At 59.7% G+C, this 12,856-nt stretch carries 9 protein-coding genes; 5 read left to right on the forward strand and 4 right to left on the reverse strand.

The window, feature by feature from the left end:
* The first annotated feature begins 126 nt into the window (after positions 1–126).
* From dxr to ACZ41G_RS02150, 5 genes are all read left to right on the forward strand, one after another.
* Positions 127–1,311: a 1-deoxy-D-xylulose-5-phosphate reductoisomerase gene (gene dxr / locus ACZ41G_RS02130; RefSeq protein ID WP_464146180.1), complete on the forward strand. Its 1,185-nt coding sequence runs from the start codon at positions 127–129 to the stop codon at positions 1,309–1,311.
* A complete protein-coding gene (gene ispG / locus ACZ41G_RS02135) occupies positions 1,308–2,558 on the forward strand; it encodes a flavodoxin-dependent (E)-4-hydroxy-3-methylbut-2-enyl-diphosphate synthase (RefSeq protein ID WP_152570291.1) in 1,251 nt (416 codons plus the stop codon). The genes dxr and ispG overlap by 4 nt, the downstream gene beginning before the upstream one ends.
* A gap of 338 nt (positions 2,559–2,896) precedes the next feature.
* Complete coding sequence (locus tag ACZ41G_RS02140) at positions 2,897–4,654, forward strand: alpha/beta hydrolase family protein (protein WP_464146182.1); 1,758 nt, start codon at positions 2,897–2,899, stop codon at positions 4,652–4,654.
* Between the two features lie 128 nt (positions 4,655–4,782).
* On the forward strand, positions 4,783–5,505 hold the full coding sequence (gene recO / locus ACZ41G_RS02145) for a DNA repair protein RecO (protein WP_033505062.1): 723 nt from the start codon (positions 4,783–4,785) through the stop codon (positions 5,503–5,505).
* 2 nt (positions 5,506–5,507) lie between these two features.
* Entirely contained in the window at positions 5,508–6,299 is a 792-nt protein-coding gene (locus ACZ41G_RS02150; protein ID WP_033505063.1) for an isoprenyl transferase, read from the forward strand.
* A 140-nt stretch (positions 6,300–6,439) separates the two neighbouring features.
* On the opposite strand, the gene ACZ41G_RS02155 is transcribed toward ACZ41G_RS02150, so the two are convergent.
* The 4 genes from ACZ41G_RS02155 to ACZ41G_RS02170 all read right to left on the reverse strand — a co-directional run bounded on the left by ACZ41G_RS02155 (position 6,440) and on the right by ACZ41G_RS02170 (position 12,787).
* Positions 6,440–7,597: a LacI family DNA-binding transcriptional regulator gene (locus ACZ41G_RS02155; RefSeq protein WP_464145683.1), complete on the reverse strand. Its 1,158-nt coding sequence runs from the start codon at positions 7,595–7,597 to the stop codon at positions 6,440–6,442.
* A gap of 362 nt (positions 7,598–7,959) precedes the next feature.
* Positions 7,960–9,576, reverse strand: coding sequence for a glycoside hydrolase family 32 protein (locus ACZ41G_RS02160; protein ID WP_464145685.1), 1,617 nt, complete (start codon positions 9,574–9,576; stop codon positions 7,960–7,962).
* 260 nt (positions 9,577–9,836) lie between these two features.
* Complete coding sequence (locus ACZ41G_RS02165; protein ID WP_464145687.1) at positions 9,837–11,177, reverse strand: oligosaccharide MFS transporter; 1,341 nt, start codon at positions 11,175–11,177, stop codon at positions 9,837–9,839.
* Between the two features lie 566 nt (positions 11,178–11,743).
* Positions 11,744–12,787, reverse strand: a complete 1,044-nt coding sequence (locus ACZ41G_RS02170; protein WP_321046952.1) for a LacI family DNA-binding transcriptional regulator — start codon at positions 12,785–12,787, stop codon at positions 11,744–11,746.
* Positions 12,788–12,856 lie beyond the last annotated feature (69 nt).

Genomic DNA, 12,856 nt, shown 5'->3' on the forward strand with positions numbered 1-12,856 from the left:
GATGGCCGTCTGAGTGTATCATGTGAAGCGGTAGGGGAGTCGTGTGCTCCCGGAGGCGAATACCGACCTGCTGGCGCCGAACATGGAGCTTCGAGCCGGTCGTGAGGAGTAGGAAGCACCACTGTGATCAGACAATCCACTGTCATCGTGTTAGGATCCACAGGATCGATCGGCACGCAGGGGCTTGACGTCATCGCCCGCCATCCGGACCGGTTCACGGTGACCGGTCTTGCCGCAGGAGGCGGACATATCGGCCTGTTGGCCAAGCAGGCGGCGGCATTCCACGTCCCGCAGGTCGCGATTGCGGACGAATCCAAGGTCGGGACGCTGCGTGAAGCGCTCGAACAGGCTGGTGCCTCGAATACGGCCATTCACGCCGGGCGTCAGGCGGTTATCGCACTTGCCGGGTGCGGAGCCGATACCGTGCTCAACGGCATCACGGGATCCATTGGCCTTGAGCCGTCCATCGCTGCATTGCAAGCGGGATCGCAACTGGCGTTGGCCAACAAGGAATCCGTGGTCGCAGGCGGTCATCTGCTCTTCAGCGCCCAGGTGCGTGACCAGCAGATCAACCCGGTTGATTCTGAGCATTCCGCGATTTGGCAGTCGTTGCGTTCGGGGCGCCACAGCGAAGTCTCGAAGCTTATCGTCACCGCTTCAGGTGGGCCGTTCCGCGGGATGCGCCGCGAGGATATGACCGAAATCACCCCTGAACAGGCGTTGAACCATCCCACGTGGCATATGGGCCCGGTGGTGACGATCAATTCATCGACCCTGATGAACAAAGGCTTGGAAGTCATTGAGGCGAGTCGGCTGTTTGATATTCCGCCAGAACGCATCGAGGTGACGGTACACCCTCAGTCCATCGTGCACTCCATGGTCGAATTCTGTGATGGCGCGACCATTTGCCAGGCGTCGCCGCCGGACATGCGCCTGCCGATTGCGCTCGGACTGTCCGCGCCCGAGCGTCTCGGAAACGTGGCTGCTGCGTGCGATTGGACGCAAGCTGCGCAATGGACATTCGAACCGTTGGACAACGAGGCGTTCCCCGCGGTGAACCTCGCCCGGCAGTGCCTCGCCGCCTCCGAGAAACATACAGCGGTGCTGAACGCGGCGAATGAGCAGGCTGTTCATGCGTTCCTCGACGGCCAGCTGCCGTATCTGGGCATTGTGGACACGGTCAAGGCGGTGATCGATCAGATGGATGCGGAGCTTCGCGGCAATCCGCTGTTCGCATCCGTGGAGGAAATGGGGCAAGTTGAGCATGAAGCGCGCCAACGTGCCGATGTTTTGATAAACAAGCAGGTGTGAAGGAAAGCATCAGCATTCAAGACGATGAATTGACCGCAAGCGGCGAGACGGGGTTCCGCAAGACAGGAGCCCCTGATATCAGCGAAAGCCCGTTGCATCCGAGGCGCAAGTCCCGCCGCATCATGGTCGGTCCGGTGCCGGTGGGTGGCGGGGCTCCGATTTCCGTGCAGTCGATGACCAACACGCCGACGGTGGACGTAAACGCCACGTTGCGCCAGATTGGTGAGCTCGCGCAGGCGGGTTGCGACATCGTTCGCGTCGCAGTACCCAGTCAGGATGATGCGGACGCGTTGCCCGCCATCGTCGCGAAATCCCCGCTTCCGGTGATTGCCGACATCCATTTCCAAAGCAAATATGTGTTCCAAGCGATTGACGCCGGGTGCGCCGCGGTACGTGTCAACCCGGGCAATATCCGCAAGTTCGACGAGGTCGGGCCTTCGATTTGCAAGGCGGCTACGGATGCGGGCATTTCGCTGCGTATCGGTGTGAACGCCGGCTCGCTTGACAAGGAGCTGTATGCGAAATACGGCGGGCCGACCCCTGAGGCCCTCGTCGCTTCGGCGTTAAAGGAAGCCCGCATGTTCGAGGATGTTGGCTTCCACGATTTCAAGATTTCCGTCAAACACCATGATCCAGTCACCATGGTCCAGACGTACCGTCTGCTCGCCAGCAAGGGCGATTGGCCGCTGCATCTGGGCGTGACCGAGGCCGGGCCTGCGTGGCAGGGCACTATCAAGTCATGCCTTGCGTTCGGTGCGCTGCTCGCGGAAGGCATCGGGGACACGATTCGCGTGTCCCTGTCCGCGCCTCCGGTCGAGGAAGTCAAGGTTGGTTGCAAGATTCTCGAGTATCTGGGGCTTCGCCAACGGCATTTCGACATTATTTCCTGCCCGAGTTGCGGGCGTGCACAGGTTGATGTGATTGAGCTTGCCAAGCAGGTGACGGAAGGGCTCAAGGACATCAAAGCGCCGATTCGTGTTGCGGTCATGGGCTGCATCGTCAATGGTCCGGGGGAGGCGCGCGAGGCTGATTTGGGCGTGGCTTCTGGCAATGGCAAGGGGCAGATTTTCATCAAGGGCAAGGTCATCGAGACCGTACCGGAAGACCAGATTGTTCCGACGTTGCTCGAGCATGCGCGCGAGATCGCTGGACGGATGGAGATCGAAAGTGCAGCAAGCGGCACGCCCGTCGCGAAAAGTGGCCCGGTTGTCGTCCCGATTACCGGCGGGACCCACCCTAACGCGTAAGTGAATGGAGCGTCCCAGTCGCATACCCAACACACCGTCGACCCCCACCTTCTGCCGACACTGAGTGTGCTGTGAGTGTCGGCAGGGGGTTGTGGTTCTGTTTCTGCCGGCGCTGAGGGTGCTGTGAGTGTCGGTAGAAGGTTTTGCCGACACTGAGGCACTGCTGAGCGTCGGCAGAAGCTGAGGGGGAGCGCGGGATTGCCGATTTAGGTGATTCCGGTCTGGTTCTTGCGACCGGCTGAACGGCCATGGTTCTCGTTAGAATAGTTGATGTGTCGAATCAGGAAGAACGCCAGAGCAGCTCCTCAACCGGCCAAGAAGCCGTCCATCGGTCCGATATGCATGCCGCTGAACCGACTGCTCGCCAGACCGGCACACTACCCGCTGAGACGCTACCCACCGACACAACTGCCGAGCGCGCCCGCCAGCCCAAGCAGGAGCCCGTCGCATGGTCCCGCGGACATCGTCTCGCCGTCAGCGTTCCCATTTTCATCATTCTGCTCGGCATTCTCGTAGGCGTCTCCCATATCACCGCCGTCAGCGCGAACATCCAGCCGACTGGGCAAACCATGTCCATGCTCACCGGCGACACATCAGTCACGTTCAACAACACCACAGGCCATGCCTTGCCGTCGGTCGGCACCTACAAGGTCACTCAGCGCTATATCACCCTCGATGCGAAACGCCCATCCACGGGCGAAATCCAGCATATACGCGTGCTGATCCGCGAGCCGAAAGGCGCCGGGTCGAACCGTCCAGGTGTCGTGTTCATGCACGGCGCCGGGTACGGAACCTGTGACAACTCGTTCGGCGATGTCGCCTATTCGTTGTCATCGGCCGGTTTCGTGACCGCGGTCATCGACAAACCGATATGGTCAACGACAGACATCACCCGGGACTATCCGGCCTCCGCGAAAATCTACGATCAGACAATCAACTATCTGCGATCGCTGAAACAAGTCAATGCCGCCAAAGTCGGCATTTATGCGACATCCGAAAGCACATGGATCAGCTCGTACCTGTTGCGGCTGGATCCGAAGATCGCGTTCCAGGTGCTGCTCAGCCCGATGGTGTTCTCCCCGCGACAGTCGCTCGGCTTCCTCGCTTCACAAGATTTCACTCTGGTCGGTGCGCATAGCGGATACCAGTCAATCGTGCGCCGTGTGTTCGATATGGACGGCACCCTGTTCGGTTTGAAGAATTTCGATCTCGACATCGAACAGCCTGCCGCCTATTCCATCCCCACTTTCGTCGCCTATGGTTCGAAGGATGTGATGACCGCTCAGGTCGAAGGGGCTCGGGAGATTCTCGATTTGGCGCACCGGTCGGGCAATTGGGATGTGACCATTCGCAGCTATCCGGTGGCGAATCATGTCCTGCGATTGGGCAATGAGGCGGATTCCGGCACCGGATTCGCGGACGATTATGTCAAAGACATGGTTTCTTGGATGGTCGGCACCGCTGCCGGGCTTGAACAGACCAGTGAACGGGCGGCGGGAACGACACTCTACCAGTCGATTGCTGTTCCGAAGGATTTGCACGCCGATCGCGGTCTGACCCTGTACGGGGCTTGGATTCATATCGCGATGCTGGTCACGCTGCTGCTTACCTTGATAATCGGCATAGTGGCGTTGATACGGAAAATCGTGTTCATGATTCGCGGGAAAGGGCCCGCGCTCGGCTTCAAATACGGGTTCGGTGGGGCTCTCCTGAGTCTGACGATTACCACGCTCGCCACGTTCCTCCTATTCTGCGGCGGCTTCGGCCAAGTGGTGATGGGTATTGTGCAACTCGCGTGGGGTGGCGCGCCGGCGGAGGATCCGGGCATGATGTATTGGAGTTGGCCAGTCATCCAAGTGGTGTGCACATTGGTGGTGTGGGCGTGGTCGCGCGTGTTCACACGGCTGATTGAAGTCGCGAAAACCCGCGGTCTTGCGCAGCTGCCTCCGCGCAAAGGCGCGATTGGCGATGTGGTGAGCGGCCGTGAACCGGTGCTCGCTTCGAAGCGCTTCGCCCGGGTGCTGTTCTGGGTGACGGCGTTCGCCATGTTCCATGTGCTGCTGTTCTTCGCGTTCTGGGGATTGTTCATCTACTGAACGATCATCTACTGAAGGTTTATGTACTGAAAGATCATCAACTGAAATGCAACGGATGAGATATCGCGTGCGGTGTCGGGTTCGCGTCGCCTGTCGGACGGCATGTCGCGCAGCGGAAGGTCGGCGTTATGCCCCTGTATCGTGATGAGGGCGTGGTGCTGCGCACCATCAAGCTCGGCGAGGCGGATCGCATCGTCACTATTCTCACGCGCAACCATGGCAAGATCCGGGCGGTGGCGAAAGGCGTCCGTCGTGTCAAATCAAGATTCGGCGGCAGACTCGAGCCGTTTATGCGCGATGACCTGTTGATCGCTGAAGGCCGTTCTCTCGACGTGGTGTCGCAGGCGGCTTCGATTTCAACGTATGCTGCGGGTATTGTCGGCGATTTTGAAGCGTATGCGGCTGCATGCGAGATAGTCGAGACCGCCGACCGTTTGATTTCCACGGAGAATGAGCCTTCTGCCGCCCAGTATCTGCTGTTGGCGGGGGCGTTGAATGCGCTGTCCCGTCATGCGCACCCGTGTGCGGCGATCGGGGATTCGTATGTGTTGCGCGCGTTGTCGCACGCCGGTTGGACGCCTCGTCTTGATGCGTGCGTGGTATGTGGCGGACGTGATGATCTGGATTTCTTCTCTGTTCCCGCGGGCGGCGTGATGTGCGTGAAAGATCATGTCCCTGGCTCGTGGCGGATCACGCTGGATACACGCGAACAGCTTCAGGCGTTGGTGGAGGGTGATTGGGCGATTCTTGACACGCTCGCGGAACGTGCCGACACGCGCAAACTTGTCGAGGAATGGGGAGAATACTATATGGAACGGCCGATTCGTTCGCTGCGCTTGTTAGATTCGTAATCATGGCTTTCGAACATGTGGATTACAAGTCGCTGGATGTGCCGGCGGCCCCATTCTCTGACCCATCAATCATCCCGGATTTCCCGAAGGACAAGGTGCCGCGTCATGTCGGCGTGATTATGGACGGCAATGGCCGCTGGGCGAAGCAGCGCGGGCTGATCCGCACCGATGGCCATCAGGCTGCCGAACCGGTGGTGTTCGACACGATCGCTGCCGCAATTGAATGTGGCGTCAGATATTTGAGCTTGTACACCTTCTCCACGGAGAACTGGAAGCGCTCGCCGCAGGAAGTGCGGTTCCTGATGGGCTTTTCTCGCGATATCATCCATCGTCGTGTCGCCCAGATGGACGAGTGGGGTGTGCGCGTGCGTTGGGCTGGCCGTCGTCCGCGGTTGTGGAAGTCGGTGATTGATGAACTTGAGATGGCGATGGAACGCACGAAGAACAACAAGGTCATCGACGTGGTGTTCTGCATCAATTATGGCGGTCGTGCCGAAATCGCGGACGCGTGTGCGGATATCGCGCGTGAGGTGCGCGAGGGCAAAATCAAGGGTGATCGTGTGACTGAGAAGATGATCGCCGAGCACATGTATAACCCGGATATTCCTGACTGCGATTTGGTGATCCGCACGTCGGGGGAGCAGCGTACCTCGAACTTCCTTGCGTGGGAAGCGGCTTACGCGGAATACGATTTTGTGCCGGAATTGTTCCCTGACTATGGGCGTGAGGCGTTCTGGCGGTCGATTGATCACTACATTCATCGTGATCGTCGGTTCGGTGGAGTGAAGAAGTAAAGCTTGGCCCGCCTAGTTGGTCTGTTTGGTGCCGGCGTCTGTGTTGATCCGCGTCACAATCATCAACTGTGTGCCGATGCCGGGTGACCTATGTCTGCTCCTGCCGATGCTCAGGGTGTCGTAAGTGTCGGCAGAGGCTTCTATCGACGCTGAGTGAGTCGTGAGCCGTCGGCAGGAGCAGATGAGCTCGGATTCGCGTTGCTCCCAGCGGTCTGCGCCGGTTCGGAATCGTCGTGCGTGCGCGGGCCGCCGACGATGGATTCCTTTTCAACGATGGCACAATGAATGCGCGCAGGACCGTCAGTATCCAACGGCGGCATGGACGCGGCATTGTATGATGGCGTGACACGATTCTGCGCGATCGGGTCGGTGCCTTCGATCATGGAGATGATTTTGCACGCTCCCCAGAAGCCCATTTCGTAGTGGGGCAGTTCCACGCTGGTTAACGTCGGTACGGTGGTATCGCAGATGACTTCATGATTGTCCACGCCGATGACTGACAGGTCCTCGCCGATGGTCAGCCCATGCTGGAACGCGTAATCATACACGTAGACCGCACGCGCGTCGTTGAACGCGAACACGCCGTCCGGATGCGTGTCGTCCAGCAGTTTGCACACGGCTTCGAGAGCGGGGCGACCGTGGGAGACCCTGCTGGTCAGCCGCTTGTCGAATGGTATTCCCGCGTCTTTCAGCGCCTGACGATACCCTTTGAACCGTCCGACTTGGGCGATGGCAGGCTCATCGCAGCCGATGTATGCGATGCGGCGGCATCCGGCGTGGATCAGTCGTGTTGTGGCGTCGTATCCGATTGAGAATTCGTCCGGCTCGATTCGCGGGTGGATGACGGTGCGCTCCTCGGCGTTGACGACGACGACCTGCATATCGTCGAGTGTCGGCGGCACGCTGATGTACCGGTTGGCGAATTTGGCGTAAATGTAACCGTCCACGCCCCAGCTGAGCATGCGGTCGATGTCGCCGCTGATGTCGCGTTCGTCGTCGGCATCGATGATGAACATCATGTACCCGAGTTGGCGGGCTGCATCTTCGGCACCGTGAATGATTTCGCCCGCGTACGGGGTGGTGGCGACTTGGTCACTGATAAAAGTGATGGTGTGTGTCCGGCCGCTGCGTAATGAGCGGGCCATGGCGTTCGGATGATATCCGAGTTCTTCGGCGACTTTCCAAATAGTCGCCGCAATGTCGGGTTTGACGCGACCTTTGTCGCGGTGGTTGATGACCAGTGAGACTGTGGAGATTGATACGCACGCCTTTGCTGCAATATCCTTCATGGTGACCATACCCCCCATTGTACGCAGGATTAACCGTTCAGGTGAGCAACAACCGCGGAATATCAGAAATCGCTGGGGAAATAATGGGCAAGATAGGCAAGATTGGCGAGATAGGGGAACGTGGCGGACTGGACAGGAGAGGGAACAGCAATATCTCGCCGCGGTGCGACTGGTTGGTCGCTGAGTGATGTGGTTGGCCGGGTTTCTTGGTCGGACCGGGGGATATCCCGCCGTGGTGCGGCGGGGCGGTTGCATGGCGGCGAGATACCGCTGGTTGCGCGGGTGGAACAAAAGGTATTGGCGCGCGGTGCGGCTGAGTCATCGCACCGCGCGCCAATACCCGCAGTTGATTGTTGATTACAGTATGCAAATCACCGCTTGTCGGCAAGCCCGATCGATGCGAGGGTGTGCACAGTGAGGTCGCGCACCACCATGCCGCCGGATTCGGTGGCGAGCATAACCGCCCGCGGCCCGGCAGACGGGTAGCTGTAGGAACTCATCACCTGACGGCCGTCATTGATATACACCTCGACGCAACCGCGGTCGACGAACACACGCAGCTTGAGCAATCCCGACGTCAGTTCCTGCTCGCTCAGCGGCGCGGCACGGTACCCGCGATCGCCTCGCGCCGCCGCCTGACGGTCGATGACCACTCGCTGCGTCTGCGCATCGTAGCCGATTGCGGTGAATGCGCCGTCATCGGTCGCGTGGACACGCAGCCCCGCGCGCTCCGCGGTTGTTTCACGCAGGTCGATGGTCATTTCGATTTCCACCGCTTGTGCATCGGTCATGATGGTCTTCAGCTCGTTGGTATCCAGCCGGGTCGGGCCCAATTCGGTGGTGTGTTCGCGCAACCCCGTCATTTCCGCCACCGGAGTGGTGTGCAGATCGCCATCGTCACCGAGCGTGATCTCGCGCGGCAGGGTGAGATTGCCGCACCAACCGTCGTCTTCCATGGGGATCGGCGGAGTGAACGGGCTCATCCAGCCGTACATGATGTGCCGGTCGCCGTCGACGAAGGATTGCGGGGCGTAGAAGTTGTGCCCCCAATCCCACAGACGGAACTCACTGTCCGGCTCGAAGGCCTCGCCAGGTGTCCAGTCGCCGATGATGTATCCGGCGTTGCTCACGTTGCGATTCATGAATCCGTTCGGCTTGGCGCCCATCGCGGAGAAACCAATGACCCAACGTTCCCGCCCATGAGAGTCGCGAATCGGGAAGAAATCAGGGCATTCGAGCATATACACGTCAGGGTCGGGGTGTTCGAACAGCACGCGCTCGTAGGTCCAGCGCACCATGTCATGCGAAGAGAACAACCACATCTGGCCGCGATGCTCCTTGGAAGTCACACCGAAGGTCATGTACCAGGTGTCACCGGTTTTCCACACTTTCGGGTCGCGATAGTTGTGCGAGACGCGGTCGAGCGGGCAATCGATGATCATGCCGCGCTTGGTGGCGTGGGTGAGCTCATCGTTGTCGGCCTCGGCGAGCATCTGCACCTGCCAGTCGCCATCGGCGTTGTCGTGCCCGTTGGCCCAACGATGCCCGGTGTAGTAGAAGCGCAACTTGCCGTCATCGCCAATCACTGCCGAACCGGAGAACACGCCGTCTTTTTCCTGCTCGAGCGACGGGGCGAACATAATCGGTTCGCGCCGCCAATGCAGCATGTCGGGAGAGGAAACGTGTCCCCAGTGCATGGGGCCCCACTGCGTGCCGTACGGGTGAAGCTGGTAGAAGACATGCCAGCGGCCTTTGTAGTGGCACAGCCCGTTGGGGTCGTTGATCCAGCCGCCGTTGGAAGCGATATGGAACAGGGGGTACCAGCGGTCGTTGCGGGTTGCGGCGAGTTTGCGGACGCCCGCCTCCGCTTGTTCAAGCTGCAGTGCATGGTCGCGGATGGGTGTGAGCACTGGCTGCGCTGGAGTGAAACCGGAAGCGAAGGTCGTCGCGGTGTTCTGCGAGCCTTCGGTGTGAGTGGTGTTGGTCATAATCATCCTTGATTTGATTGATGTAATTGATGTGATTGTTGTGATTGATGATGTGGTTGTGTGGCGCTGACCGCTTCCGCAAGACGGGCGATGGCTTGGGAAGCGTGCCGCTTGCGGAAGCGGTCAGAGAAGGAGTCGGGAATCAAAGGATTCTGGAGCGAAGGGGAAGACGGCCGTTCGGCGTAGATGTCGGTTCTGAACGTCGGTACCGAATGACGTCAGTCCTGAACCGACACCTGTCCTGCATGTCAGACCGAGCGTCAGCTCTGAGAACCGGCTGCCGCCTCCATTGCACGCTTTTGCTTGTCGGTGTAGAACGGATCGCCACCGACTTCCTGATCGTCGCGCTTGATCACGAAGATGCCGTAAATCAACGCCGCGAGCACAATGCCCGAAATGGTGAAGAAGGTCGGACGGTCACCCAAATGGTCATGCAGCGCGCCCAGCGGAGTGGAGAAGATCACCTGACCGACCTGGGATGCAATCTGGAAGCCCACCATGTACAGGGTCGCGGACAGCTTCGTGTCGAAGTGCAAGGTGAAGTAGCGGAACGCAGGCAGGCAGAACAGCGGCACCTCGATGGAGTGGAACAGCTTGACGATGGACACGGCGACGGGATCGTGGAACACGCCGCACAGGCCGATGCGCAGGAACATCACCGTGGCGCCCAACAGCAGCGCGTTGCGCACGCCGATCTTGCGCATGATGATCGGAACGACACCCATCATGGCCGACTCGAGGAACACCTGGAACGAATTGAGCGTGCCGTATGTCGCGTTGCCGATTTCCGTGGTGGGGAACAGGGAGGCGTAATAGTTCGGGAACATCTGCTGGTCGAACACGGTGTAGAAGGTGTTGGTCAGCAGCATGAATACGATGAGCACCCACAGGGTCGGCATCTTGAGGACGGAGACCATTTCCTTGAGCGACGGGTTGGTCGGAGCGGCATTCGGGTCGGCTTCCTTGCGCAGCTCATCCTTCTGCTCGGAAGGAACCCAGAACAGGTAGACGCACAGCATACCCACCCCGAACAGCGAGCTGACCCAGAAGTTGAGCATCGGGTTGATGTTGAACAGGAAGCCGGCGCACAAGGCGACAATCGCGTAGCCGAAGGAGCCCCAGGCGCGTGACTGGCCGTATTCGAAGCCGAAATGGCGTGAATAGCGTTCCGTGACCGCTTCGATGAGCGAGCAGCCCGCCATGAATCCGGCGGACAGCACCACCGAGCCGAGCAGCACGCCGATCATGCGGACCGTGCCGCCGGCGTTGAGCATCGGCGCATACACGAACTGCACGAACGGGCCGACGCATGCCGCGATCGCCGAAACAACAACAACCAGGCGGCGCTTGATGCCGAGCTGGTCTTGAATCGTGCCGTAGGCGAACATGATGATGAGCGTCGCCAGCGAGTTGATCGAGTAGATTTCACCTTGCTGTGCAGAGGTCATGCCCAGTCCGTGCGTGGGATCGGTGAGCCAGCGGGAGAAGAAGGACCACCAGATGCCCCACGAGCAGAAGAACATGAAGATGCCGAACGAGCTTTGCAAGTAGGAGGGATTGCTCCATGTCGATGGCGATTTCTTGGTGTGTGTCTTATCCATGATGGTCTCTTTCTGGTAGATTCCGCTGCTATGCGGTTGCGTCATTGTCCTTTGGCTTGTATTGATGTTGATTTGTCGGTGCCAGTAGCGAGCTGGTTTGGCAAGGCTGCTGCGCTTTGCTGTATGGATAACAATAGGGGGTAAAACGGTTTACGTCAATCGGTTTACGTGCGGCGTGTCGTGCGGCTTGTGCGTGCAACTTGTGGAGAAACGGTACGCTGCGATGCGGCGGAATGGAGTGCGGTGCGGCGTGGCCGGCGGCATGTTCGGAGGGGTGTAGCCGGGGGTGTAGCCGGGGTGTGGCCGGAGGTGTGACGAGACGCAGCCGGGGAATCGGATATCTCACTGTGGTGTGACCGGTCGGCCGCACGGCATGGTGATGCCGTTCGGTTTAGGGTGATTAGGGGGCATCTTGTCGTGGTGTGACCGGACGGTCGCGCTACGGCGTGGTTGGCCGGGTTCCATTGGTAGTTGATTTGGTATCTTGCCACTGCGCGATCGACGGATATGACAGCCGATCGCAACAATCTCGCCCACCGTATCGCCGCCTTCCGCGACCATGCGCACTACTCGCGCACCGACTTCTTGTCGATGAGCTTGCAGTGGATCGTCGCGGGGATTGGCGCGTCGAGCGGCGGCAGGGGAGCGGTCGTCTCCGGCCACACCGAGGTGTCGACGTCATGCCCTTCGATGATGGAAATCAGCCGACACGCCCCCCAATACCCCATCTCGTAATGCGGCAGTTCGACTGTGGTCAAGAGCGGTTCGAGGGTTTCGGCGAACACGCGGTGGTTATCCACACCGACCACGGAAATATCGCGTCCCACGGTCAGCCCCCGTCGCGCCGCGCATTCATACACGTACCATGCGCGGGCATCGTTGAAGCAGAAGAACCCGTCCGGCTGCTGCTCGTCGAACAGTTTGCTGACTGCTCGTAATGCCGGCCCGTTGTTGAGCACGTCGACGTGTAGCGCGTCGTCGATTGGCATCCCGGCGTCGCTGAGCGCGGCCTGGTATCCGCGCAGGCGTCGGGGTTGTGCGATGAGCGGCTCCGAGCACCCGACGTATGCGATTCGTTTGCATCCTGCGTCGATCAGCCGTTTGGTGGCGTCGTATCCGATTCGGAATTCGTCGGGTTCGACGCTGGGGAATCGTTTGTTGCGGTCGGTGGCGTCGAGAAGAACCAGCGGATAATCGGTGAGGGTTTGAGGTACGTCGGTGATGCGGTTGGACATTTTCGAATACAGGAATCCGTCGACACCGTACCGTCGGAGTGCGGTGAGCTCTTGCTCTTCGTTTGCCATGCCGTCGGTGCTGACGGTGAGAAGCACGTACCCGTATGAGCTGGCCGCGTCTTGCGCGCCGAGGATGATGCCGCCTGCGTATGGGGTGGTGGCGACTTCTTCGCTGATGAAGCCGAGCATATGCGTGCGGCTGGTGCGTAGACTGCGCGCCAGTTGGTTGGGATGATAGCCGAGCTTTGCGGCGGTCTGTCGAATGAGTTCCGCGGTCTGCGGCTTGACGTGTCCGGCGTCACGGCCGTTGAGTACGAGGGATACGCTGGCTTTTGACACTCCTGCGATGTCAGCGACGTCCTGCATGGTGGTCATGGATAGCTTGGCCTTTCTTCTTGCTGTTGCTACCGGCGACCATTGTAAGCGATGTGTTGTCAAATTCGC

The sequence above is a fragment of the Bifidobacterium porcinum genome (genome assembly GCF_055378475.1).